Here is a 23,618-nt window from a genome sequence, read left to right as displayed (position 1 = left end):
CAGAGCTATGACGATGTGGGTTTTCGGATATGGATCATTGCTGTGGAATCCGGGCTTTCCGGTGGCACGCAGCGAACACGCCACGCTGCATGGGTATGCCCGGTCATTCTGCATGAGTTCAATTCACCACCGCGGTACCGAAGAACACCCCGGCCTTGTACTGGCACTGGACGAACAGGCCGATGCCAATTGCACCGGCTTGGCACTTGCAGTCGAGGTCGGCCATGAAGAGCGCACCTTGCATGAATTGCGCGAGCGCGAGCTGATTTCGTCAGCTTATGTCGAGAAAAACCTTGATGTGCATTTAAACAACGGCGAAGTCGTCACCGCCGTGACTTATGTGATCGACGCAGAACATGTCCAATACTGTGGTGGCATGCCGTTAGAGGAGCAGGCGCAGATCATTGCACATGCGATTGGCGGGCGCGGACCGAATACGGAATATCTGTATAATACTGCGGAACATCTGGCCGAGATCAACCTGCGCGATCCTGATCTTGAGTGGTTAGCGCAACGGGTACGTAGTATCACAGCATAAACCCTTGGCGTCACCGGCGGATTTTGGCTAGATTCAAGCCAGAGCAGGCAAAAACCGGGAAACACGCGCATGGCGCAGGCACATCAGGGCGCGAGACCCCATTTCTCGCATCCCATCCGTCAGATTGTGATGATGTTGGTCGCAATTGGCCTGGCGGGGTTGGGCGTCTTCATGGCGCTGCCTTATGTGCTGCCGGTGTTTCAGGCCAACCCGTACCTGAACGGTTTTATCATTCTGGTTTTCATAATCGGCGTTTTTGCCTGTTTCTTTCAGGTGACACAGCTGATTGGCTCGGTTCGCTGGATCGAGGCTTTTGTTGGCGGCGTTGTTCGCGAGGACGCGCGCACGCCGCAATTGTTGGCGCCCCTGGCATCGTTGCTGCGGGAACGTGGTGCCCGGTCACAGATCAGTTCCAGTTCGACCCGGTCGATCCTGGATTCGGTTGCAGAACGCGTCGAGGAAGAACGTGAGATCACGCGCTATATTACCAATGTTCTGATTTATCTGGGCCTTTTGGGCACGTTCTTTGGATTGGCGACCACTGTCCCAGCTATTGTCGACACGATCCGCAGCCTGAACCCGCAAGAGGGCGAAGAAGGACTGGCCGTGTTCAACCGCCTGATGGTGGGGCTTGAGGCACAGCTACAAGGAATGGGCGTGGCATTCGGTTCGTCCCTTTTGGGCCTTGCCGGGTCTCTGATCGTCGGGTTGCTGGAACTGTTCACGGGTCACGGTCAGAACCGGTTCTACCGCGAGCTTGAGGAATGGTTGTCCTCAATCACCCGTGTTGGCTTTGCCGCGGCTGAGGAAGGTGGGGCGGAAATTGCGGTCCTGACACCCGTTCTAGACGCGATGTCTGAACAGATGGACGCGCTGCAAGACCTGTTTTCGGGGCAAGAGGCTGATCGCGCCACCGTGTCGGTCAAGCTGGGCCAGTTGGTCGACGCGATTGGTGAGATGAATGTGCGACAGTCTGAATCCGAAGGGGTGACAGCCGCATTGGAACGCGTGGCCCTTGGGCAGGACGCCCTTCTGGATCACATGCGTGATCAGGGCACGGGTGAAGGAATTGACGCCGAAAGCCGGATGCGCCTGCGGTCGATGGACGTTCAGCTATTGCGCATCCTCGAAGAAATCTCGGCCGGTCGTCAGGAAAGCATGAGCGAACTGCGCAAGGATATCGAATTGCTGGTCAAAGCTCTGACATTGCCCCGAGGCGCCGTGCGCACCGCTCCGGAAGGAGAGTAATCCATGGCTCTGTCCCGTCGCACAGGTCAGCGTTTTCAGGGCTCGGTTTGGCCGGGTTTTGTTGACGCGATCACCGGTTTGCTGATGGTGCTGACCTTCGTTCTGACCATCTTTATGGTGGTGCAGTTCGTGTTGCGCGAAACCATTTCCGGGCAAGAGGACGAATTGACCGCCCTGTCGGACGAAGTCGCAGCGCTGGCCGGGGCATTGGGATTGGAGGAGCGTGAGAATAACCGCCTGGAGGCCCGTCTTGGCGCGTTGAACACGACCCTTTCGCAAACTGAAGATACGCTGGCGCGGGCCGAAGTGGACCTGGCCTTGTCGCAGGCACGTATCACGGATTTCGAGGCGCAGGTCGCCGCACTTCTGACGGATCAGGAGCGGGCGCGCGGTGCCATTGCAACACTGGAATCCCAGCGCGCCAAGTTGCTGGAGGACCAAGAGGCGCTGAACCTCGCACTGGCGCAAAGCCGATCTGAGATCGACGAACAGGCCGAAGCCGCCCGGCTGGCTGCCGCCCAACGCGAGGCGCTGGAGGCGTTGGTTGCGGATCTTGAACAAAGCGACGCGGCGCAATCCACGCGGATCAGTGAACTGGAAGAACAGATCAGTGCGGAAGAGGCCGCCAAGCTAGCCGAAGCTGCAGCTGCCGAGAACCTGCGCAACCGTCTGCAGGATGCAGATGCCGAGTTGACAGCAATGACACTGGCCTTGGAAGCACAGCGCAAAGAAGCTGAGGATACATTGACCCTGCTTGCCGCAGCACAAGCCGCCAGGGCCGAGCTTGAGCGCCAGTTCGGTGCGCTGGATGCGGACGAGTTGCAGGCGCAACTACAAGCCGCTTTGGCTGCGCAGACCGAGGCACAGGCCGAGGCACAATCGCAGCGATCATTAGCCGAAGAGCGTGCAAACCTATTGGCTGTGGCCCGTGAAGCGATCTCGGCGGAGAAAACGATTTCCGCAAAAGCGCAGCGAGAGACGGCGTTGTTGAATCAACAGATGGCGGCGCTGCGCCAACAACTTGGCGGGTTGCAGGCGTTGTTGGACGACTATGAAGAACGCAACGCCGCTTCGGACATTCGAATTCAGACCCTGGGTCAGGACCTGAACGCAGCTTTGGCCCGCGCGGCCTCGGAAGAACGCCGCCGGCGTCTGCTGGAAGAGGCTGAGCGTGTCCGGCTTGAAGCCGAGGCAGAAGCTCTGTCTGGACAAAATCAGGAACTGGCCGCGCAGGCCGAAGACCTGCAACGCTATCGGTCAGAGTTCTTTGGAAGACTGCGCGACGTGCTTGGGGATGAGGAGGGCGTTCGGATCGAAGGCGACCGTTTTGTATTCTCGTCCGAGGTCCTGTTTGACACGGGTTCGGCCGTTTTGTCACCGGCCGGGCAGCAGGACATCGCCAAAGTGGCCAATATCCTTCGCAGCGTGGCGGCTGAAATTCCCGAAGGCCTGAACTGGGTGATCCGCGTCGATGGTCACACCGATAACGTGCCACTTGCCGGGTCCGGGCGCTATCGCGACAATTGGGAGCTTAGTCAGGGCCGCGCCTTGTCCGTCGTGCGCTACATGGTCGATGCGCTGGGCATCCCGCCGAGCCGGTTGGCCGCAAACGGTTTTGGTGAGTTCCAGCCCGTAAACCCGGCAGACACCCCGGAGGCCCGGGCACAAAACCGCCGGATCGAGCTGAAACTCACCGAAAGGTAACCGAGACACTCGTTAAGGGTACGGGTCAGCGACGACCAAACCGAAAGCTGTTGTCTGGCTTACCCGCAAAGCAGCGCGGGACGACCGGGTAACTTTCGGTCAGGAAATAGGCATACGTTCCAGATGGATATTCAGGCGAAATCGTAAAGGCTCCGTTACATTCATCCAGACTTCCGGCGCCTGCTACATAAGCGTAGTCCTCATTGAACGTGCCATCATGCTTTCCGTCGGGTGCGCTTCCTCCAGGGCGGTTGCCGCTTTTCAATCTGTACGACGACTTCATTTGCGTCACTTTCCCATCCAAAACGCCGGTCATTGCGTAAATCGGGAAGCCGTCTGCCGCGTATCCGATCAGCGGTGAATGTTGGCTGGGTGTATAGTTCAGCAGCTCAATAAAGCCCGTGGGGATGCCGTGGTAATGATATTTTCCATTGGGTTGCACATGGGCATAGTTTTCGTCGAACCCCAAAGTAACCGCGCCCCCAAGCGCATTGTAGGACCAGCCTGAGCGGGGATTGCCGTGCCAAAACTCTGCGGCCAACGGGTCAAACACGACGCCGTTTAGAGACACACCAAAGTTCCAACCCATTTCAAGCGGGGTGGTGGATCGATTGGATTTCGGGTTCGTCGGTACTTTCAAGTTGACGCGCTGCTCGGAAATGCTGTGCGGATTGCCTTGGTTCGGAAAGCGCCCGACAAGGTGATCGGGGATCCCGTTGGCCGAGACGCGTATACTTTTGCGGGTCTCAGAGATTTCAGAGTGGCTGTGCCCCGGATCAACCGTTGCGGCCTGCAGGCGCAACGGTCGTGTTTCCGTTTCGTCATGATACCGAAATCTATGCTGAGCGGTTGCTATGGCGGCAACGGCAGAAAGGGCGAATGCTACGCTCCAAACGGCGACGGTTTTGGTCATCAAAATCCCCTTTGCAATTTATCAGTGATAATGAAACGCGCAGGTTTGGCTGTTCCGTCGAAAAAGTTTGTGGCCGAAACGAAATCGCCCGGCTGCTGAACAACCGGGCGATTAGACTTGTTAGGCGAATGCGGCGTCTTAATCCGCGGTCAAAAGCGGAGGTTTGTCGCCCGGAATTCTTGGCTGATCGGGGCCAAGGATATCCAGGTTCAAATCGCCTTTCTTGACAGACACGCGGACCACACCACCCTTGGCCAGCTTGCCGAACAGCAACTCCTCGGCCAGTGGTTTCTTGATGTGTTCCTGAATGACACGACCCAGAGGACGTGCACCCATCTTGTCGTCATACCCTTTTTCCGCCAGCCACGCGGCGGCTTTGGGGGTCAGATCGATGGTCACATTGCGATCCAGCAATTGCGCCTCAAGCTGCAGAACGAACTTCTCGACCACCTGCAGGATGACCTCTTTCGGTAGTGGCGCGAATGAGATCACAGCGTCCAGGCGGTTGCGGAATTCCGGCGTGAACATACGTTCGATTGCGGCCGTATCCTCGCCTTCGCGTCGGTCACGGGCAAAGCCGATGGCGGCCTTGGCCTGTTCCTGCGCACCTGCGTTCGAGGTCATGATCAGCACCACGTTGCGGAAGTTCACCGTACGTCCATTGTGATCGGTCAACTCACCGTGGTCCATCACCTGCAACAGGATGTTGAACACGTCCGGATGGGCCTTTTCGATCTCATCCAGCAGCAGCACGCAATGCGGATGCTGGTCGACGCCATCGGTCAGCAGACCGCCCTGATCAAATCCTACATAGCCCGGAGGCGCGCCGATCAGACGGCTGACGGCGTGCTTCTCCATGTACTCTGACATGTCAAAGCGCAGCAGTTCTACACCCAGCGTATCCGCCAGCTGTTTCGCTACTTCGGTCTTACCCACACCGGTCGGGCCGGCGAACAGATAGTTGCCGATGGGCTTTTCAGGTTCACGCAGACCGGCACGCGCCAGTTTGATTGCACTGGACAGCGCCTCGATTGCCAGATCCTGACCGAATACGACACGTTTCAGCGAGGCCTCGAGGTCTTTCAGCACCTCGGCATCATCTTTGGTGACGTTCTTGGGTGGAATGCGGGCGATCTTGGCGACGACCGCCTCGATTTCCTTGACCCCGATGGTCTTGCGCCGTTTGCTCTCAGCCACCAGGTGCTGCGCCGCACCGGCCTCATCGATTACATCGATGGCTTTATCGGGCAGTTTACGGTCGTTGATATAGCGGGCCGACAGTTCCACCGCGGTCTTGATGGCATCGGCGGTATATTTGATCTCATGATGCTCTTCGAAATAGGGTTTCAGACCGCGCAGAATTTTCACGCTATCTTCGACCGAAGGCTCGCTCACGTCGATCTTCTGGAACCGGCGGCTCAGCGCGCGGTCTTTTTCAAAATGCTGACGGAATTCCTTGTACGTGGTCGAGCCCATGGTGCGCAATTTGCCGCCCTGCAGGGCAGGTTTCAGCAGGTTCGACGCATCCATCGCACCGCCCGAGGTGGCACCGGCACCGATCACGGTGTGAATTTCATCGATGAACAACACCGCGTCGGGGTGGTCCTCCAACTCGGTCACAACCGCCTTCAGGCGTTCCTCGAAGTCTCCGCGATAGCGCGTACCTGCCAGCAGAGCACCCATGTCGAGAGAATAAATTGTGGTCTCAGACAACACATCTGGCGCTTCGCCGCCAACAATCTTGCGTGCCAGGCCTTCAGCGATGGCGGTCTTGCCCACGCCGGGATCACCTACCAGCAGCGGGTTGTTCTTGCGGCGGCGGCACAGGACCTGAATACAACGCTCAACCTCATCAGCACGGCCGATCAGCGGGTCGACATCGCCTGCGCGCGATTTAGCGTTCAGGTCAATGCAGTATTTCCCAAGCGCGCTTTCCTTCTGTTCGCCTTCGGTGACGCCAGGCTGAGCCTCTTCCTCGACTTGATCCGCGCCCGAAACCGAGCGGTTTTCGCCGTACGCAGGGTCTTTGGCCACGCCGTGCGCAATGAAGTTTACCGCGTCGTAGCGCGTCATGTCCTGCTCTTGCAGGAAATAGGCCGCATTGCTTTCACGTTCGGCGAAGATGGCGACCAGAACGTTTGCGCCGGTCACTTCGGTCCGGCCCGAACTTTGGACGTGGATCGCCGCGCGTTGTATGACGCGCTGGAAAGCGGCGGTTGGCACGGCCTCGGAACCGTCGATATCCGTGACCAGATTGGACAGGTCTTCGTCAATGAATTCAACCAGAGTGCTGCGCAGTTCTTCCAGATCGACGCTGCAGGCCTTCATGACGCGGATGGCGTCAGGTTCTTCCAGTAACGCCAGAAGCAGATGCTCTAGCGTGGCAAATTCGTGACGCCGTTCATTCGCAGCCGCCAAGGCCGCGTGGATGGCTTGTTCTAATGTGCTCGAGAATGAAGGCACGCGGGTGCTCCTCTGTCTTGGGTCGAAAGGGGCAGGCTTCGGCCGGAACCCCATCCCAACCATGTCCTCATACTATTAGAGTTTGGTTGATCGTGGCCCGGCTTCAAGGGTTTTCTTGCTCTTGACAGTCACATTTCACGTGACCGTGGCCGTGAGGAAGGCAATTTGGGTACTAGAAGCTGTCTTTTCTAGTCCGAATTTCAGCAAAAACGTCTGCGGGGTCTGAATTTTGCATTCCCAAATGAGCCTGAATCGCCGGGTCAGCGGCCCGCAAGAACGGGTTTGTGGCCTTTTCCAGCGCCATCGTCGAAGGAACCGTGGGTTCTCCGGCAGCGCGAGCGCGGTTAATATCATCCGCGCGTTTTTGCAGTGCGGCATTGGTGGGATCGACGGTTAAAGCGAATTTTGCGTTTGATTGCGTGTATTCGTGGCCCGAGCAAACGATTGTCTCATCGGGAAGCGCGGCCAGCTTGCTGAGAGAGGCCCACATCTGCGGTGCCGTGCCTTCGAACAAGCGTCCACACCCCAATGCCATGAGGCTGTCTGCTGTGAAAACCACTGCGCTGTCCGGCATGTAAAAGGCGACATGGCCAACAGTATGGCCGGACACATCCAGCACCCGAATCTGCTCGCTTCCGAATTCAAACGTATCGCCGTCGCTGACCTGCTGATCCAGCGGGGGCAGGCGGTGTGCATCGGAGGCCGCGCCAACAACTTTAGCCGGGTGCTTTTCCAAAATGGCAGACAGGCCATCCACATGGTCCCAATGGTGATGGGTTAGAAGAATATGGGATAATGTCCAGCCGCGCTTGTCCAACTCGGCCAGAATGGGTCCGGCTTCGGGCGCGTCGACCAGTGCGGTATTGCCGCTTGCGGCGTCATGCGCCAGAAATGCGTAATTGTCGCTGAGACATGGGATGGTAACGACCTCAAGAGGCATGGCCTTTTGCCCTTTCGTTGCTAGACTGCGCCCAGCTAAGCCGATTGACCGGGTGTCTGCAATGCATCTTGATGTGCAGGATTTGAGGAACTTCTACTATCGCAGCACTCTGGGTCGTGCCGCGCAGGCGGCGATCCGTGGGCGACTGATCGAGCAATGGCCCGAGGCCAAGGGGCAAACGGTTGCTGGATTCGGCTTCGCGGTTCCATTGCTGCGTCCTTATCTTGCGGACGCCCGCCGCGTGATCGGTTTGATGCCAGGCCCGCAAGGCGTCATGCCCTGGCCCGCCGGAATGCCCAATGTGTCGGTTCTGACCGAAGAAACCCTGTGGCCGATTGAAACAGGTCATGTCGACAAGCTGATTGTGATGCACGGGCTTGAAACCTCGCAGCGGCCCAGCCAATTGCTAAATGAGTGCTGGCGCGTGTTGGGGCCAGGGGGGCGCGCATTCTTTGTTGTGCCCAATCGGGCTGGTTTGTGGTCTCGGACGGATAAGACCCCGTTTGGCTTTGGCCGACCGTACACAGCCTCGCAGCTGGAAAGTCAGCTCAAGGCGCATCACTTCATCCCGGAAAGCCATTGCTCGGCTCTGTATCTGCCGCCGTCATTCCGCCGTTTCTGGCTGAAGTCGGCGAGCCTGATCGAAAAGACTGGCCAAAGGCTGCCAACAGTCATGGCAGGCGGAGTGCTTATGGTTGAGGTGACAAAACACATCCGACCGCCCAGCGGCAGTGTTGCAAAGGATGCCGAACGTCGTCCGATAAAGGCGCTTGATGGCCTTCTGAAACCAGCCTGAGCAGCCCGGTCATTTCCCCCCTTCAATTCGCAAAAATTGAGGGAAAAAAGACACAGGAATCGCAAAAACCTACACTTTCGTAACATTTTTCGTCTGTTTCAGCCGGATAAAAGGGTCGCACCCTCCTTAAGTAATTGAAATTGAACATTTTGTGGATAAACCTGTTGCCGTGATAATATATTGCTAGCTGGGTTCGGCTCTGCTACATCCCCGGTGATTTTGATCCCCGACCGTCTGGCCGGGGTTTCTTCACGCCCCCGGGGTAGCTGCCGCAACGCGAATTCGGGGCCCAAAATATCGGAAGGGTGGACGTGTCCGAACCAGCTTCGATTTCCACAGGCATTGCCAAGCGCTATGCCACCGCGATCTTTGAGATCGCCAAAGAGAATAATGACCTCGCAGGTCTGGAAACCGGAATCAACGATCTGGCAGCAGCATTGGGCGAAAGCGCCGAACTGCGCGACCTGATCGCATCGCCTCTGGTTTCGCGTGCCGAACAAGAAGGCGCCATTACCGCAATCGCTGACAAAATGGGTCTGCACGCCATCATGCGTAACACGCTGGCTCTGATGGCTCAGAAGCGCCGTCTGTTCGTAGTTCCCGAGTTGGTGCAGGTTTTGCGCGACATGCTGGCGGACGAACGTGGCGAAGTGACCGCCGATGTCGCGTCGGCCAAGGCGCTGACCAAGACACAACTGGAAAAACTGTCCAAGACGCTGTCCGAGCGTGTGGGCAAGACCGTGACAATAAATGCGACCGTTGATGAAAGCCTCATTGGCGGTCTTGTCGTTAAAGTGGGCTCGAAGATGATCGATAGCTCGATCCGTTCGAAGCTCAACTCCCTACAGAATGCAATGAAAGAGGTCGGATAAATGGGAATCCAAGCTGCAGAGATTTCTGCAATCCTGAAGGACCAGATCAAGAATTTTGGTCAGGAAGCCGAAGTGGCCGAAATCGGTCGCGTGCTGAGCGTCGGTGACGGGATTGCCCGCGTATACGGTCTGGACAATGTGCAAGCGGGTGAGATGGTCGAATTCCCCGGTGGCATCATGGGCATGGCGCTGAACCTGGAAAGCGACAACGTTGGTGTTGTTATCTTCGGTTCCGACCGTGACATCAAAGAAGGTGACATCGTCAAGCGCACCAACTCGATCGTGGACGTTCCGATTGGTAACGGTCTGCTGGGTCGTGTTGTTGACGGTCTGGGCAACCCGCTGGACGGCAAAGGCCCCATCGAATCCACCGAGCGTGGCGTTGCTGACGTCAAAGCACCTGGCATCATCCCGCGTAAATCGGTTCATGAACCGATGGCAACCGGCCTGAAATCGGTTGACGCGATGATCCCGATTGGTCGTGGCCAGCGTGAGCTGATCATTGGTGACCGTCAGACCGGTAAAACTGCCGTTGCTCTGGACGCCATCCTGAACCAGAAAACCTACAACGATGCAGCAGGCGACGACGAGTCGAAGAAGCTGTACTGCGTTTACGTTGCGATCGGCCAAAAGCGTTCGACCGTTGCGCAGCTGGTGAAGAAACTGGAAGAGTCCGGCGCGATTGACTACTCGATCGTTGTGGCCGCAACCGCGTCCGACCCGGCGCCGATGCAGTTCCTGGCACCCTATGCCGCAACCGCAATGGCCGAATTCTTCCGCGACAATGGCCGCCACGCACTGATCATCTATGATGACCTGTCGAAACAGGCTGTGTCTTATCGTCAGATGTCGCTGCTGCTGCGTCGTCCGCCCGGACGTGAAGCCTATCCTGGCGACGTTTTCTATCTCCACTCCCGCCTGCTGGAGCGTTCGGCGAAGCTGAACGAAGACTTCGGTGCTGGTTCGCTGACTGCTCTGCCGGTTATCGAAACGCAAGGTGGTGACGTTTCGGCATTTATTCCGACCAACGTGATCTCGATCACCGACGGCCAGATCTTCCTGGAAACCGAACTGTTTTATCAGGGCATCCGTCCTGCTGTGAACACCGGTCTGTCGGTTTCGCGTGTGGGCTCTTCGGCTCAGACCAACTCGATGAAGTCGGTTGCCGGTCCGGTTAAGCTGGAACTGGCTCAGTACCGCGAAATGGCTGCGTTTGCGCAGTTTGGTTCCGACCTTGACGCCGCGACCCAGCAGCTGCTGAACCGTGGTGCGCGTCTGACCGAGCTGATGAAGCAGCCGCAGTACTCGCCGCTGACCAACGCTGAAATCGTCTGTGTCATCTTCGCCGGCACCAACGGTTACCTCGACAAGATCGACGTTTCCGATGTTGGCCGTTACGAAGCTGGCCTGCTGGCGCACCTGCGCGGCAAGCACGCCGACCTGCTTCAGTGGATCACCGACGAAGATCCCAAGATCAAGGGCGACGCTTCCGACAAGATCAAGGCTGCGCTGGACGAATACGCCGCAACCTTCGCTTAAGGGAGAGGCGGGCACATGCCAAATCTTAAGGATCTTAAAAACAGGATCGAGTCGGTCAAATCGACCCGCAAGATCACCAAGGCCATGCAGATGGTCGCGGCTGCAAAACTGCGCCGCGCCCAGGAATCTGCCGAAGCCTCGCGTCCCTATGCTGAACGGTTCAATGCCGTGATGGCGGGGCTGGCGGCATCGGTCGGGGGCAGCGACAGCGCCCCCAAGCTGCTCCGTGGTACGGGCAGTGATGATGTCCACCTGCTGGTTGTCATGACAGCTGAACGCGGCCTGTGTGGCGGCTTCAACTCGAGCATCGCCAAGCTGGCCCGTGTCAAAGCGGAAGAGCTGCGCCTGAAAGGCAAGACGGTCAAGGTTTTGACTGTCGGCAAAAAAGGCCGCGACGCGCTCAAGCGTGACCTTGGCGATCTGTTCGTTGGACATATCGACCTGAGCGAAGTCAAGCGTCTGGGTTACACCAACGCGCAAGACATCGCCAAGGGCATCCTGTCCCGTTTCGATGGGGGTGAGTTCGATGTTGCCACGATCTTCTACTCGAAGTTCGTCAACGTTGTGACCCAGATCCCGACGGCACAACAGGTCATCCCAGCCTCGTTTGAGGATACCGAGGGCGACGACAGTGGTGCCGTGTTCGACTACGAGCCCAGCGAAGAGGCCATTCTGGCCGACCTGCTACCAAAGGGGGTTGCGACTGCAATCTTCTCGGCTCTGCTCGAAAATGGAGCCTCGGAACAGGGTGCACGTATGTCCGCGATGGACAACGCAACACGCAACGCGGGTGAGATGATCGACAAGCTGACGATCCAGTTCAACCGTTCGCGTCAGGCCGTGATCACCAACGAGCTGATTGAAATTATTTCCGGCGCTGAGGCGCTGTAGAGACAAACCGGAGACGAAACATGGCGAATGCAAAAGGCAAAGTCACACAGATCATCGGGGCCGTCGTCGACGTGCACTTCGAAGATCAGCTGCCAGAAATTCTGAACGCGCTGGATACAACCAACAACGGCAAAAAGCTGGTTCTGGAGGTTGCACAGCATCTGGGCGAAAACACTGTCCGCACCATTGCGATGGACGCAACCGAAGGTCTGGTTCGCGGCGAAGCTGTAACTGACACCGGCGCACCGATCGCGGTTCCGGTCGGCAACGCAACACTGGGACGAATCCTGAACGTTGTGGGCGAACCTATCGACGAAAAAGGCCCCGTTGAAACCAAAGAAACGCGCGCCATTCACCAGCCTGCGCCAGACTTTTCGGATCAGGCAACGGAATCCGAAGTTCTGGTTACCGGCATCAAGGTTGTTGACCTGCTGGCCCCTTACGCCAAAGGCGGTAAGATCGGTCTGTTCGGCGGCGCCGGCGTAGGTAAAACAGTTCTGATCATGGAGCTGATCAACAACATCGCCAAAGTGCACTCGGGCGTGTCCGTGTTCGCGGGTGTTGGTGAACGGACCCGTGAAGGCAACGACCTGTATCACGAGATGATCGAATCCGGTGTTATCGTTCCCGAAAAGCTGGAAGATTCGAAAATCGCGCTGGTGTACGGCCAAATGAACGAGCCTCCGGGTGCACGTATGCGGATCGCTCTGTCGGGCCTGACCCTTGCGGAACAATTCCGTGACGCAACCGGTACCGATGTTTTGTTCTTTGTCGACAACATCTTCCGCTTCACACAGGCAGGTTCCGAAGTGTCCGCCCTGTTGGGCCGTATCCCTTCGGCGGTGGGCTATCAGCCGACGCTGGCGACCGACATGGGCGCGATGCAGGAACGGATCACCTCGACCAAGTCGGGCTCGATCACCTCTGTGCAAGCCGTCTACGTCCCTGCGGATGACCTTACCGACCCCGCGCCTGCGACGTCGTTCGCGCACCTCGATGCGACCACCGTTCTGAACCGTGCGATCTCGGAAAAGGGTATTTACCCTGCTGTTGACCCGCTCGATTCGACCTCGCGTCTGCTTGATCCGGCGATCGTCGGTGAAGAGCACTATACCGTTGCGACCGACGTTCAGCAGATCCTCCAGCGCTACAAGTCGCTGCAGGACATCATCGCCATCCTCGGCATGGACGAACTGTCGGAAGAGGACAAACTGACCGTGGCCCGTGCCCGTAAGATCGAACGCTTCATGTCGCAGCCGTTCGACGTGGCACAGGTCTTCACCGGTTCGCCCGGCGTTCAGGTTCCTCTGGATGTCACCATCGCGTCGTTCAAGGCCGTAGTGGCCGGCGAATACGATCACCTGCCCGAGGCAGCCTTCCTGATGGTTGGCGGCATCGACGACGTGATCGCCAAAGCGGAAAAGATGGCCGCAGAAGCCGCCTAAGGAGCACACCTGATGGCAAACACGATGCAATTCGACCTCGTCAGCCCCGAGCGTAGCCTTGCTTCGCTCAGCGCGACCGCGGTCCAGCTTCCCGGCGCGGACGGGGACATGACGGCGATGCCTGATCATGCCCCCACCATCACGACGCTGCGCCCGGGCATCCTGAAGGTCGAGGCACCCCAAGGGTCCAGTGAATATCTGGTCACCGGCGGGTTTGCTCAGATCAATGGCGATGGCCTGTCGGTTCTGGCCGAAAAAGCCATTCCGGTCGCCGAAGTGACACGGTCGCATCTGGACGATCTGGTCGCCGAGGCGCGTGCTTCGCACGAAGCAGCCAAGGCAGGCGATGATCAGACAATTGTCGATGACGCTGCCAAACTGCTGGCCGACATGGAAGCCCTTGGAACGCATATGAGCCTGTAAGGCTCACCGCATTCCGACAGTTAGAAACGGCCCCGTAAACACGGGGCCGTTTTTTTATCGTGATTTTATCAATGCGACGGGTTAAGGTCCGGAATTACATAGATAAAGACAAATCAATGAAGACGTTTCGAACCCATCCAATTGGTATTGACCAAGGCGAAGCAGTTATTTTTTCCGAATTCGCCGATGGTGGCGAAATGTGGACGGGCGAAGGACCGCGCCAGCGGCGGTCGAGCGTTATGTTCAACCAACCCTTCCGATCAAATCCGGTGGTTCAGATCGGTGTCTCTTTGTGGGATGTGGATACATCTTCCGCTCTGCGCGCCGAAGTCACGGCTGAAGACATCACGCCAGAGGGCTTTAGCGCCGTTTTTCGCACATGGTCCGATACACGGATCGCCCGGATACGGGTCACATGGACCGCCATCGGAGAGGTGGCCCATGACGACGATTGGAATATCTCTTAACGCAAAAGGCCCCCTGTCAGCGGGCCACAATACGTCGTCTTGGGTTAGGAAGGCGATTTAGTCGCCTTGTGCCTCAATCATATCTACACGGGTTGCGTGGCGACCGCCTTCGAACTCGGCCTCCAGAAACGCATCTACGATATCCAGGGCCTGACCTTCGCCCACGACACGCGCGCCAATCGACAGCATGTTGGCGTTGTTGTGCGCGCGGATCATGCGGGCCGAAAAGGCGTCAGAACACACGCCACAGCGAATGCCCGGAACCTTGTTGGCCGCCATCATGATCCCCTGACCTGTACCACATAGGACGATCCCAAGGTGACACTCACCAGCAGCAACAGCCTGAGCTGCAGCTTTTCCGTGGATAGGGTAGTGCGTGCTTTCAGGCGTCTTGGGGCCGATATCGACGACTTCCCAGCCTTGCGCTGTGATGTGGTCGGCGACCGCCTGACGCAGCTCGATTGCCGCGTGGTCGCTGGAAAGAACAATGCGTTTTGAGACTGTCACGGGTACGTCCTGTCTTTCTGTGTTGACAAAAAAGGGCGGCTGTAACGCCGCCCAACTCGGTCAGTCCATGTGATACATCGACTCGTAAATCGGTGTCAGAGTTTTGTCCTCGAACAACGAAGACACGCTTGTCCCGTTCCAGATGTTCAGGATCGCCTGAGTGAAAATAGGCGCGGTGGGCACAATGCGGATGTTCTTGGCGTTGGTGATCTCTTTGGTGGGCTGGATCGTGTCGGTCAGCACCAAAGATTTCATTACAGAATTCGTCACACGTTCGACCGCCGGACCGCTCATGACGCCGTGGGTGATGTACGAATGTACCTCTTTCGCGCCGTTATCCAGCAGGACCTGAGCGGCCTTGCAAAGCGTACCGGCAGTGTCGCACATGTCGTCGACGATCAGGCAGATTTTGTCTTTGACGTCGCCAATCACTGTCATCTCAGCCACTTCGCCAGCCTTTTCGCGGCGCTTGTCCACGATCGACAGGGGGGCGTTGATGCGCTTGGCCAATTCCCGCGCGCGGGCAACGCCGCCAACGTCAGGTGATACGACCATAAGCTCGTCCAGATTGTCCTGGAACTGGTGTTTCACATCCAGCGCAAAAATCGGCGATGCATAAAGGTTGTCGACAGGCATGTCGAAGAACCCCTGAATCTGAGCTGCGTGCAGGTCCATGGTCAGGATCCGCTCGATCCCTGCACCGGTCAGCATGTTGGCCACCAACTTGGCGCTGATTGGCGTCCGCGCCTTGGTGCGGCGGTCCTGACGGGCGTAACCAAAGTAGGGGATCACGGCGGTGATACGCTGTGCAGAAGATCGACGCAGCGCGTCAGCGATGATCAGCAGCTCCATCAGGTTGTCATTCGCCGGGTTCGATGTCGGTTGGACAATGAACATATCCTCACCGCGCACGTTTTCGAACACTTCGACGAAAATCTCGCCGTCATTGAAGCGTTCGACCCGCGCATCGACCAGATTCTGATCGACGCCGCGATACAGGCTCATGCGTCGCGAGATAGATTCGGCAAGAGGAAGGTTGGCGTTCCCAGCGATAAGCTTGGGTTCGTTGAGTGTCGGCATCGGCTGAGGTCCCCGGGCAGCAATGGCAATGTGACAGATTCGTGATGTTGACACCGCTTAGCACGGGTCTAACGTCCAGCAAAGATAACGCAGCGGAGAAAGTGCAAATGACCCAGATTGACTACTATTTTGCGACACTCTCGCCCTATACCTACCTTGCAGGTATGCGGTTGGAAGAGGTGGCGGCGAAACATGGCGCGACGATCAACTACAAACCGCTGGATATTGTCGCTCTGTTTGGGCGTACGGGGGGCACTCCTCCCAAAGACCGCCACATCTCTCGCATCGAATATCGGGCGCAGGAACTACAGCGACAGTCCAAGCAACTTGGTATGGAATTCAATCTACAGCCCGCGCATTGGCCGACCAATGCGGCGCCGTCATCCTATGCGATCATCGCTGCGATCAAGGACGGGTCAGGCGACGTTGGAAAGCTTGCGCATTCCTTCGTGCGGGCCTGTTGGGCCGAGGAGAAAGACATCGCGCAGGATGATGTGATCCGCGATTGCCTGACACAGGCCGGTTTTGATCCGGGGCTGGCGGATAGTGGCCTTCTGGTTGGCGCGGAAACTTATGCCGCCAATCTGGAAGAGGCCGTGGATCGCGGTGTATTTGGCGCGCCGTTTTATATCACCGAAGACGATCAGCGGTTCTGGGGGCAGGACCGGCTGGATGATCTGGACCGCCATATGTCGGAACTGAAGGGGTGAGGGACACCCCCCTGACAGACAACATCTTTGTCAGAACGTTGGGGCAGGGCGCGCGCAAGGTGCTCGCCCTGCACTGCACAATCGCGCATTCCGGGGCGTGGTCGGGGCTGGCGACGGCTCTAAAGGGCGAGGCGACATTTACGGCCCCGGACATGCCGTCCCATGGCCGCAGCGCGGATTGGGATGGGCACGGGGATTTCTTTGACCAAGTGACCCAACTGTCGGCCGCGCATCTGACCGAACCGATGGATGTGATCGGGCATTCCTTTGGCGGGATGCTAGCCCTTCGGCTGGCTGTCGAGTTTCCGGACCTGGTCCGCAGTGCGGTCCTGATCGAGCCAGTGTTCTTTGCGGTTGCGATTCAGGACACGCCCGATTTGGTGCGGCAACATGATGAAGAGGCGAAACCTGTCTCTGATGCGCTCGCGGCCGGAAATTTTGAGCAGGCCGCCCGTTTGTTCAACCGGATGTGGGGCGCACAGGACGGCCCACGATGGCCCGAATTGCCAGAGCGGACACGCGCGGGAATGATCCGTGGTATTCACGTTGTGCCCGCCGTTGATGACGCTTTGTTCCTTGATCAGAAGGGGATGCTGAACCCTGGCGTTCTGGACCGCGCATCTATGCCGGTTCTGATCCTGAGCGGGTCTGAGACGCACCCCGTCATGCCCGCGATCGGAGAAGGTCTTGCCCGGCGGCTTCCCAATGCCGGAACGGGCGTTGTTTCGGGTGCTGACCACATGGTCCCAATCACTCACCCGGATCAGACGGCTGCCGTCATTCGAAAGTTTTGGGGTGGTCTATCCTGAACCATGTTGTTGACAGGATGACACCCCTAATCCCTGAAATCACAACAAGCCGATGAACCGGTCGATATCATCTGAGTTGATCGACCAGTCGCAGACCAGTCGGCAGGCCAGGATCTCGTCGTCATCCGCACCGTCCAGCTCTGCGCCCCACAGATGATAAACCGCACCCGCTTGGTGCAACTGCTTGTGACGCGCGCGCGAAAACTGCGCAAAAATCATGTTGGCTTGCGGCTCATGTAGAAAGGTTGCGCCTTTGCCGCGTAGACCATCGGCCAGATGCGCGCAGTTGGCGTTGGCTTGTCGCGCCATCTGCAGCCACAGATCATCGTTCAGATATGCGGCCATCTGGGCGGACAAGTAACGATGCTTGGAGAACAGATGCGCACCTCGCTTGCGCCGCAGTTCGAATTCCCAGGCCTTGGATTCGTCAAAGAAAACTACCGCTTCGACACCCATCAACCCGTTCTTGGTGCCGCCAAAGCTGACCGCATCGACGCCCGCTTTCCACGTCATCTCAGCGGGCGAGCAATTAAGCGCGACCAATGCGTTAGTGAACCGGGCACCATCCAGATGAACTGGCAGGTCGTATTCTTTGGCGATACTGCACAGCGCCTGCAACTCGGCCAGTGAGTAAACCGAGCCACGCTCTGTCACCTGAGTGATCGACACGGGCCCACGCTGGGGGCCGTGCACGCCACGTGTTTCTTCGGCCAAAATCGAGCGACGCAGCGCTGCGGGCTCCATCTTGTCGCCGCCCGGCACCAGTGTCAGCTTTGCGCCGCTATAGAACTCGGGCGCGTTGCATTCATCCTCGTGGATATGCGCGACGGGTGAACAGAACACGGTTTCCCATGGGTTTGAGAGTGTCGCCAGAGCCAGCGAATTCGCGGCTGTCCCGGTGGCCACCAGATAAACTGCGGCCCCTGGCGCTTCGAAGATTCCGCGAATACGATCGCGCACTTCGTTCATCAGGGTGTCCGCGCCATAGGCCATTTGATAGCCCTGATTGGCTTCGTTCAACGCGGCCATGACCTGTGGGTGAACCGGACCGGAATTGTCAGAGGCGAAATACATCAGCTGGGTTCCTCAATGATATAGTCTTCCCACTCTTCCAAGGGGGTTTCGAATTCGGACACCGTGCGCCCCTGAACTGACATGCCAGCTGCGTGCACGCTGTCCGGTGTACCTGATATCAGGGGATGCCATTCGTACAGCGGTTTCCCCTCCCACAGCAGTCGATAGGCGCAGGTTTGGGGCAGCCAATAGGCGTGATCGTCGATGTTGTTGGGCTTCATCACGATGCATTCCGGGACGAATTGGTGGCGGATGTCGTATTGTGTGCAGCGGCAGGTCTCATCGTCCAGCAGACGGCAGGCGACGCAGGTCAGGGCGACCTCGCCGGTGTCCTCATCCTCAAGCTTGTTCAGGCAGCATTTGCCGCAGCCGTCGCACAAGGCTTCCCATTCGCGCTGGTTCATCTTGGTCAGCGGTTTGCGTTCCCAGAACCGCGGGCCAAGGCCATTGCGATTGATCGGATCGGTGGTCATAGCGCGGCCAGCAGGATGCGCGCCTTGTCACAATCGGCATCCATCTGCGCGATCAGGGCATCCAGCCCGTCAAACGTCATCTCGGGGCGCAGGTATTCGACCAGGCCGACGGACAAGGTCGAACCATATAGATCGCCTGAGAAATCGAACAGGAAGGTCTCGATATTCGGAACCTCTCCGTTGAACATTGGCCGTACGCCGACAGAGGATGCGCCGTGATAGCTGCCCTGATGAGGTCCGTCGAGCACATCGACCAGCACCGCATAGACGCCAAATTTTGGCGGGTGCAACCCTTCGATAGACATATTCGCGGTGGGGAACCCAAGCTCGCGCCCGCGTTGTTCGCCGCCGATCACTTCGCCCTCGACGCGGTGCCAATGGCCCAGCATTGCCGCGGCGTCGCGGGGGCGGCCATCGGTCAACGCGGTGCGGATACCAGTCGAGGATACCACATCGTCAGACCGTTCCATCAGCGGTGCAATGGTGACGCCAAACCCCATTTCTTGCCCGAACCGGGCCATATCTTCGGCGGTGCCACTACGCCCTTTGCCGAAACAGAAATCCGCGCCGACCACGACGTGTGATAGACCAAGTCCCTCGCAGATGACATTGCGGGCAAAGCCTTCGGGCGTCAGACCGGCAAGCGCTGCATTGAACGGCAATTCGTACAGCTTTTGCACACCCAGTTTCTCCAACCGGTGCGCACGTGCGTTTCCGCGCATCAGACGAAAAGGTGGGGCATCGGGTGCAAAGTACTCGCGAGGGTGAGGTTCGAACGTCAGAACACCAAGCGGAGCATCCGGGGCCACGCTTTGTGCAAGTTCAATCACCGACTGATGGCCCACATGTACGCCATCGAAGTTCCCGATTGCCACACTGGCACCGCGGTCTTCTGGCTCGACAAACTGGAAATCACGGATGATCTGCATGCAGCTTGCCTAGCGGGACTGGAGACCGGGTTCAAGCACCTGATTGGTCCAAATGCTGCGCAACAAAAAAGGGCACCGTTTCCGGCGCCCTTCAAAAGGATAGAGGTATCGAGGCTTCAGTCGAATTTGCGCGACGGGGCCAGAACCATCGCTTCGCCCACCAACACCTTCTTGCCGTCGACCGCACAGTGACAATCCAGTTTCACGCGACGCTTGGCAAAATCAATATCGATCACTTTGACCTCGGCATAGACCATATCACCGGGGCGCACTGGAGCCAGAAATTTGAGAGACTGACCCATATAGACCGTGCCGTGGCCCGGCAGCTGTTCGCCGATCACCGCCGAGATCAGGCCCGCCGTCAACATGCCGTGGGCGATGCGACCTTCGAAGATCGTGTCGCGGGCATAGTCGTCGTCCAGGTGAACGGGGTTTCGGTCCGTTGAAACCTGCGCGAACATCTCGATATCTTCGTCCGTCACCACTTTGCGCAGGTGGCGGGTCATGCCCATCTCGATGTCTTCAATACAGATCGTGCCGCGTGGAAGATTATCCAACATGTCGCCCTCACTCGAGTTCAATGGGCAACAAAACAACTCAAGTTGCCCCGGTTTGGCAACTTTATTACTTCGCAACTGCAGAAAATCAAGTCTTTTCTGACTACCTCAATCGACCGATTGTGTAGGTAGGATTGATGTTTTCCTTTGCAATATAATCACTTAGGGATTCATGATGCGGATGATGCTCAGTTTTTGTTTCCGCTGCGGCCAAACCACCCGAGATGAACAGAGAATCAATCCCTTCGCCCATACCGCCGAGAATGTCCGTATGTGGGCCGTCGCCGATCACAAGAATGTCGCCATCAGGGATGTCATGACCCAATTCCTGCAGCCTGCGCCGCGCAAGATCATAGATCGGCGGGTGGGGTTTTCCGAAATACAGGCTCTCGCCTCCCATCTCGGTATACAGCTTCGCCAACGCGCCCGCGCACCATTCGCGTATCTCGCCCCGGTCAACAACGATGTCGGGGTTGGCGCAGAGCAGCTTCATGCCTTTCTGTTTGGCATAGAGGAAATCGGCGCGATTGACCGCCGGATCCGCCATTGGGTCGAACGGCCCGCAGCAGACGATCCCTTCGGCCTCATCCAGCGGGACACGTTCGATGTGGATCGGATGGTGTAGTATTTTTAGCGGCTCAAAGAAACCCGCGTCGCGTTCCCATTCCCCCATGAAATAGACTTTTTCACCAACCGCCCCACGGAACATGGCCGACCGAGCCGAGTCCCCGCTGGTGGCGATGGTGTCAAAGGCATCTGCGGGGACATTGAACTGCCCAAGCTGCTCAGCCACGCCAGCACGCGGTTTGGGTGAGTTGGTGACCAGCACAACGATCCCGCCTTGCGCCCGGTAGTTTTGCAAAGCCGCGACCGCATCGGGATAGGCAATGATGCCGTTGTGAACGCATCCCCACAGGTCAACGAACAGTGCCTTGTAGCGGCCTGAAATCTCGGAAAGCGTGTGGATGATCTGGGTCATGGGAGCCTCGGGACCTGAAATTCTGAGTTGTGACAGCTATGGCAAAGCTTTCACCTCTTGGCCATCCCGCAATATCAATTGCGGGTCGAACACAGTGTGTCTGATCGCGTCATTCGACGATTTCTTCGACATCGGGTGCTTGTTGGACGTTTTCGGTGCCCAATATGATCTGTGCGCCGATCCTGTTCTGGAAACGCACTACGACCAGAAAACCCGGCCCCAGTTCTTTCTGAAGTACGTCGACCAAAGGCGTGTCACGCAGGGTCTCGGGCAGCAAACCGGCGATCGAGGATACTTTGTAAGCCGCTTCAATCGGAAGGTCCACGATCAGCCAAATATCGGCGTGTTTGCGTTTGGCATTCACGTCCACGCGGATGATCTCAACTGAGACCGGATCGGCCCAGTCCCGGATCGTTTGCGCCAACTGCGCCTCGGTCCGGGTTTCGAGGTAACGGTTGTAGGTCGACTTTCCCAGTTGAAGGACAACGAAGGCTAGGAATGCCAGTGTCACCACCACGCTTGCGGTGAAGTTCAGCTTGCGCCTACCCTTGCTAAACACCACCGCCCGCGCTGCATACACGATGTAAACCGCGCAAGCGGACAGAATGATCGCACCAAGGTTGGTGGCAAACAGCAGGCCGGCTTCATAGGCCTCGGCGGGTTCGTCGAAATACAGCAACACACCCGATGCAGACAGAGGTGGCACCAATGACACGCCGATGGCTGCACCGGGAAGTAGGCTGGCCTCGGACCGGTTGATCTGAACGTAGGCGGCGGCCACCCCGGCGGCCAGCGCAACGATCAGATCCTCGGTGCCCGGATCCGTTCTGGCCAGAACCTGATCGGGGATCAGAATACCGCGCGGGACGTCTGCGACATAGACGAGAAGCCACGCCAGCAAGACGCTGATTACCGCCGCGCCGCAGACGATCAGAGCTAACTTGAACGCGCGACCCAGCCACCCCATGACCATCGCGGCCGCGACCCCAAGGATAGGTGTCATCAATGGCGCAACAAGCATTGCGGCAATGACCACCGCACCGGAATCTCGCAGCATGCCCATCGTGGCGATCACAACGGATAAGGTCAGAAGCATGGCAAACCGTCGCCAATAGGCAGATTTGTCCTTGCCTTCAAACCTCAGGATGTCGCGTGTGGTGCTGAACTTGCGGGAACTCATGAACGTCGTCTGACCCAATTCGCTGTCTGGCTATTGATGTCAGACTACCAACGGATGCCATTCGCGCAAAACAATAGTAGCAAAGAAAAAAGGCGCCCGGGAGGGGCGCCTTTCGGTTGGGATGTTTGTCAGCGTCAAACCTTGAGGTTCGGGATGATCTGTTTTTTGCGGCTCATGATGCCAGGCAGGACTACGGCATCGCCGTCCACGCTTGCGCCAAAGCTCTTTTCCGCGACGCCTTTGACCAGATCGTTCGGCACCAGCAGGGTGGCCTCTTCGTTCAGGATATCGACCACGAACAGCAGAACCTGATCAACGCCGTCTTCCTTGGCTACGTCAGCCATCGAACCCGCCAGGCTGGCCTTGCGGTCCAGAACGACGCCCGGTGCAGTGGTTTCCAGAACCGAAACGCGGAACTTGGTACCGTCGACCTCATATTCCTTGCTGTCCATTCGGATCAGTTCGGCGTCCGAAAAAGACGACACATCCGATTTGGCCGCGAACATTTCCGCGGCATAGGTCGCAACGTCCAGACCCAGATCAGCGGCCAGCCTCTCGGCCACTGCGCGGTCATGTGCGGTGGTGGTGGGTGAGCGGAATTCCAGCGTATCCGACAGGATGCAGGTCAGTGCGGCGGCTTTGATGGCGTCGGGCATCTTGGCGGCGTCGTCACCGATCAGGTCCATCATGATGGTCGCAGTGCAAGCCAGCGGACGCACGGTGATGTCGATCGGGCCTTTGGTTTCCAGACCGCCAACCAGCTTGTGGTGGTCGATGATTGCGCGGATGTCGGCGCTGTTTACGCTGGCTGGCAGCTCGGCCGGGTTGTTGGTGTCCACGATGACTACCGGTGCGCCCTCGGCCACGTCCTCGATGATGCGCGGCTTTGGCAGGTCCCAGCGCTGCAGCAGGAATGCCGCTTCGGTGTTGGGTTCGCCCAGCAAAACCGGCTCAGCCTGTTCGCCTTTGATTTCGTTCAGGTACCATGACCACAGGATAGGTGAGCCTGTGGAGTCGGTGTCGGGGGATTTATGTCCAAATACGAGCGTTGTCATGTCAGCGTCCTGAGGGTGATCATTTT

At 57.8% G+C, this 23,618-nt stretch carries 24 protein-coding genes; 12 read left to right on the top strand and 12 right to left on the bottom strand.

The window, feature by feature from the left end:
* The first annotated feature begins 7 nt into the window (after positions 1-7).
* From AC2FIO_RS05665 to AC2FIO_RS05655, 3 genes are all read left to right on the top strand, one after another.
* Positions 8-538, top strand: a complete 531-nt coding sequence (locus AC2FIO_RS05665; RefSeq protein ID WP_496696200.1) for a gamma-glutamylcyclotransferase — start codon at positions 8-10, stop codon at positions 536-538.
* A gap of 69 nt (positions 539-607) precedes the next feature.
* Complete coding sequence (locus tag AC2FIO_RS05660; RefSeq protein WP_282118959.1) at positions 608-1,786, top strand: biopolymer transporter ExbB; 1,179 nt, start codon at positions 608-610, stop codon at positions 1,784-1,786.
* Positions 1,787-1,789: 3 nt separating this feature from the next.
* On the top strand, positions 1,790-3,490 hold the full coding sequence (locus AC2FIO_RS05655) for a peptidoglycan -binding protein (RefSeq protein ID WP_109313293.1): 1,701 nt from the start codon (positions 1,790-1,792) through the stop codon (positions 3,488-3,490).
* 25 nt (positions 3,491-3,515) lie between these two features.
* Here the strand turns inward: AC2FIO_RS05655 and AC2FIO_RS05650 are convergent, their stop codons facing one another.
* From AC2FIO_RS05650 to gloB, 3 genes are all read right to left on the bottom strand, one after another.
* Positions 3,516-4,403: a YHYH protein gene (locus AC2FIO_RS05650; RefSeq protein WP_496696197.1), complete on the bottom strand. Its 888-nt coding sequence runs from the start codon at positions 4,401-4,403 to the stop codon at positions 3,516-3,518.
* 138 nt (positions 4,404-4,541) lie between these two features.
* Complete coding sequence (gene clpA, locus AC2FIO_RS05645) at positions 4,542-6,866, bottom strand: ATP-dependent Clp protease ATP-binding subunit ClpA (protein WP_058275504.1); 2,325 nt, start codon at positions 6,864-6,866, stop codon at positions 4,542-4,544.
* A 172-nt stretch (positions 6,867-7,038) separates the two neighbouring features.
* Complete coding sequence (gloB, locus tag AC2FIO_RS05640; RefSeq protein ID WP_496696194.1) at positions 7,039-7,806, bottom strand: hydroxyacylglutathione hydrolase; 768 nt, start codon at positions 7,804-7,806, stop codon at positions 7,039-7,041.
* A gap of 61 nt (positions 7,807-7,867) precedes the next feature.
* On the opposite strand from gloB, the gene AC2FIO_RS05635 reads away from it, so the two are divergent.
* The 7 genes from AC2FIO_RS05635 to AC2FIO_RS05605 all read left to right on the top strand — a co-directional run bounded on the left by AC2FIO_RS05635 (position 7,868) and on the right by AC2FIO_RS05605 (position 14,239).
* A complete protein-coding gene (locus AC2FIO_RS05635) occupies positions 7,868-8,602 on the top strand; it encodes a class I SAM-dependent methyltransferase (RefSeq protein WP_109313357.1) in 735 nt (244 codons plus the stop codon).
* A 311-nt stretch (positions 8,603-8,913) separates the two neighbouring features.
* Positions 8,914-9,474, top strand: coding sequence for a F0F1 ATP synthase subunit delta (locus AC2FIO_RS05630; protein WP_058276054.1), 561 nt, complete (start codon positions 8,914-8,916; stop codon positions 9,472-9,474).
* The gene (gene atpA / locus AC2FIO_RS05625; RefSeq protein WP_058275507.1) at positions 9,475-11,013 is read left to right on the top strand and encodes a F0F1 ATP synthase subunit alpha; all 1,539 of its coding nucleotides are present in this window, start codon (positions 9,475-9,477) and stop codon (positions 11,011-11,013) included. It begins immediately after the preceding gene.
* Positions 11,014-11,028: 15 nt separating this feature from the next.
* Positions 11,029-11,904, top strand: coding sequence for a F0F1 ATP synthase subunit gamma (locus AC2FIO_RS05620; RefSeq protein WP_058276006.1), 876 nt, complete (start codon positions 11,029-11,031; stop codon positions 11,902-11,904).
* Between the two features lie 20 nt (positions 11,905-11,924).
* Complete coding sequence (gene atpD / locus AC2FIO_RS05615; RefSeq protein ID WP_058275509.1) at positions 11,925-13,349, top strand: F0F1 ATP synthase subunit beta; 1,425 nt, start codon at positions 11,925-11,927, stop codon at positions 13,347-13,349.
* 12 nt (positions 13,350-13,361) lie between these two features.
* Entirely contained in the window at positions 13,362-13,772 is a 411-nt protein-coding gene (locus tag AC2FIO_RS05610; RefSeq protein WP_496696191.1) for a F0F1 ATP synthase subunit epsilon, read from the top strand.
* A 116-nt stretch (positions 13,773-13,888) separates the two neighbouring features.
* Complete coding sequence (locus AC2FIO_RS05605) at positions 13,889-14,239, top strand: H-type lectin domain-containing protein (RefSeq protein ID WP_058275511.1); 351 nt, start codon at positions 13,889-13,891, stop codon at positions 14,237-14,239.
* 57 nt (positions 14,240-14,296) lie between these two features.
* Here the strand turns inward: AC2FIO_RS05605 and rpiB are convergent, their stop codons facing one another.
* A complete protein-coding gene (rpiB, locus tag AC2FIO_RS05600; RefSeq protein WP_496696189.1) occupies positions 14,297-14,746 on the bottom strand; it encodes a ribose 5-phosphate isomerase B in 450 nt (149 codons plus the stop codon).
* A 60-nt stretch (positions 14,747-14,806) separates the two neighbouring features.
* Positions 14,807-15,826 (bottom strand): ribose-phosphate pyrophosphokinase, encoded by a 1,020-nt coding sequence (locus tag AC2FIO_RS05595; RefSeq protein WP_058275513.1) that lies wholly within the window; start codon positions 15,824-15,826, stop codon positions 14,807-14,809.
* Positions 15,827-15,933: 107 nt separating this feature from the next.
* Here AC2FIO_RS05595 and AC2FIO_RS05590 point away from each other — a divergent pair, with 107 nt between their 5' ends.
* Both AC2FIO_RS05590 and AC2FIO_RS05585 read left to right on the top strand, forming a co-directional pair.
* Positions 15,934-16,536, top strand: coding sequence for a 2-hydroxychromene-2-carboxylate isomerase (locus AC2FIO_RS05590; protein WP_496696186.1), 603 nt, complete (start codon positions 15,934-15,936; stop codon positions 16,534-16,536).
* A complete protein-coding gene (locus tag AC2FIO_RS05585; RefSeq protein ID WP_496696184.1) occupies positions 16,533-17,345 on the top strand; it encodes an alpha/beta fold hydrolase in 813 nt (270 codons plus the stop codon). The genes AC2FIO_RS05590 and AC2FIO_RS05585 overlap by 4 nt, the downstream gene beginning before the upstream one ends.
* A 39-nt stretch (positions 17,346-17,384) precedes the next feature.
* Here AC2FIO_RS05585 and AC2FIO_RS05580 read toward each other — a convergent pair whose 3' ends face one another.
* From AC2FIO_RS05580 to AC2FIO_RS05550, 7 genes are all read right to left on the bottom strand, one after another.
* The gene (locus AC2FIO_RS05580) at positions 17,385-18,419 is read right to left on the bottom strand and encodes a threonine aldolase family protein (RefSeq protein ID WP_282118966.1); all 1,035 of its coding nucleotides are present in this window, start codon (positions 18,417-18,419) and stop codon (positions 17,385-17,387) included.
* Complete coding sequence (locus AC2FIO_RS05575) at positions 18,419-18,892, bottom strand: YcgN family cysteine cluster protein (RefSeq protein ID WP_496696182.1); 474 nt, start codon at positions 18,890-18,892, stop codon at positions 18,419-18,421. Before AC2FIO_RS05575 ends, AC2FIO_RS05580 begins: the two co-directional genes overlap by 1 nt.
* Positions 18,889-19,821, bottom strand: coding sequence for a bifunctional riboflavin kinase/FAD synthetase (locus AC2FIO_RS05570; protein WP_496696180.1), 933 nt, complete (start codon positions 19,819-19,821; stop codon positions 18,889-18,891). Before AC2FIO_RS05570 ends, AC2FIO_RS05575 begins: the two co-directional genes overlap by 4 nt.
* A 116-nt stretch (positions 19,822-19,937) precedes the next feature.
* Positions 19,938-20,381: a MaoC family dehydratase gene (locus AC2FIO_RS05565; RefSeq protein WP_058275996.1), complete on the bottom strand. Its 444-nt coding sequence runs from the start codon at positions 20,379-20,381 to the stop codon at positions 19,938-19,940.
* Positions 20,382-20,481: 100 nt separating this feature from the next.
* Positions 20,482-21,357 (bottom strand): TIGR01459 family HAD-type hydrolase, encoded by an 876-nt coding sequence (locus AC2FIO_RS05560; RefSeq protein WP_496696178.1) that lies wholly within the window; start codon positions 21,355-21,357, stop codon positions 20,482-20,484.
* A gap of 109 nt (positions 21,358-21,466) precedes the next feature.
* Entirely contained in the window at positions 21,467-22,537 is a 1,071-nt protein-coding gene (locus tag AC2FIO_RS05555) for a DUF389 domain-containing protein (RefSeq protein WP_058275520.1), read from the bottom strand.
* 134 nt (positions 22,538-22,671) lie between these two features.
* The gene (locus AC2FIO_RS05550; RefSeq protein ID WP_496696176.1) at positions 22,672-23,592 is read right to left on the bottom strand and encodes a manganese-dependent inorganic pyrophosphatase; all 921 of its coding nucleotides are present in this window, start codon (positions 23,590-23,592) and stop codon (positions 22,672-22,674) included.
* Positions 23,593-23,618: the final 26 nt, after the last annotated feature.

This window comes from Ruegeria sp. CDSB086, assembly GCF_059611065.1.
Note: the sequence above shows the minus strand (reverse complement) of the source record. Positions and strands in the feature narration are given on the sequence as shown.

Excerpts from the sequence above, each read along its gene's own strand:
- AC2FIO_RS05665 (WP_496696200.1), top strand. The coding sequence starts at position 8 with ATGACGATGTGGGTTTTCGGATATGGATCATTGCTGTGGAATCCGGGC.
- AC2FIO_RS05660 (WP_282118959.1), top strand. The coding sequence starts at position 608 with ATGGCGCAGGCACATCAGGGCGCGAGACCCCATTTCTCGCATCCCATC.
- AC2FIO_RS05655 (WP_109313293.1), top strand. The coding sequence starts at position 1,790 with ATGGCTCTGTCCCGTCGCACAGGTCAGCGTTTTCAGGGCTCGGTTTGG.
- AC2FIO_RS05650 (WP_496696197.1), bottom strand. The coding sequence starts at position 4,403 with ATGACCAAAACCGTCGCCGTTTGGAGCGTAGCATTCGCCCTTTCTGCC.
- gloB (WP_496696194.1), bottom strand. The coding sequence starts at position 7,806 with ATGCCTCTTGAGGTCGTTACCATCCCATGTCTCAGCGACAATTACGCA.
- AC2FIO_RS05635 (WP_109313357.1), top strand. The coding sequence starts at position 7,868 with ATGCATCTTGATGTGCAGGATTTGAGGAACTTCTACTATCGCAGCACT.
- atpA (WP_058275507.1), top strand. The coding sequence starts at position 9,475 with ATGGGAATCCAAGCTGCAGAGATTTCTGCAATCCTGAAGGACCAGATC.
- AC2FIO_RS05620 (WP_058276006.1), top strand. The coding sequence starts at position 11,029 with ATGCCAAATCTTAAGGATCTTAAAAACAGGATCGAGTCGGTCAAATCG.
- atpD (WP_058275509.1), top strand. The coding sequence starts at position 11,925 with ATGGCGAATGCAAAAGGCAAAGTCACACAGATCATCGGGGCCGTCGTC.
- AC2FIO_RS05610 (WP_496696191.1), top strand. The coding sequence starts at position 13,362 with ATGGCAAACACGATGCAATTCGACCTCGTCAGCCCCGAGCGTAGCCTT.
- AC2FIO_RS05605 (WP_058275511.1), top strand. The coding sequence starts at position 13,889 with ATGAAGACGTTTCGAACCCATCCAATTGGTATTGACCAAGGCGAAGCA.
- AC2FIO_RS05595 (WP_058275513.1), bottom strand. The coding sequence starts at position 15,826 with ATGCCGACACTCAACGAACCCAAGCTTATCGCTGGGAACGCCAACCTT.
- AC2FIO_RS05590 (WP_496696186.1), top strand. The coding sequence starts at position 15,934 with ATGACCCAGATTGACTACTATTTTGCGACACTCTCGCCCTATACCTAC.
- AC2FIO_RS05580 (WP_282118966.1), bottom strand. The coding sequence starts at position 18,419 with ATGTATTTCGCCTCTGACAATTCCGGTCCGGTTCACCCACAGGTCATG.
- AC2FIO_RS05575 (WP_496696182.1), bottom strand. The coding sequence starts at position 18,892 with ATGACCACCGATCCGATCAATCGCAATGGCCTTGGCCCGCGGTTCTGG.
- AC2FIO_RS05570 (WP_496696180.1), bottom strand. The coding sequence starts at position 19,821 with ATGCAGATCATCCGTGATTTCCAGTTTGTCGAGCCAGAAGACCGCGGT.
- AC2FIO_RS05565 (WP_058275996.1), bottom strand. The coding sequence starts at position 20,381 with ATGTTGGATAATCTTCCACGCGGCACGATCTGTATTGAAGACATCGAG.
- AC2FIO_RS05560 (WP_496696178.1), bottom strand. The coding sequence starts at position 21,357 with ATGACCCAGATCATCCACACGCTTTCCGAGATTTCAGGCCGCTACAAG.
- AC2FIO_RS05555 (WP_058275520.1), bottom strand. The coding sequence starts at position 22,537 with ATGAGTTCCCGCAAGTTCAGCACCACACGCGACATCCTGAGGTTTGAA.
- AC2FIO_RS05550 (WP_496696176.1), bottom strand. The coding sequence starts at position 23,592 with ATGACAACGCTCGTATTTGGACATAAATCCCCCGACACCGACTCCACA.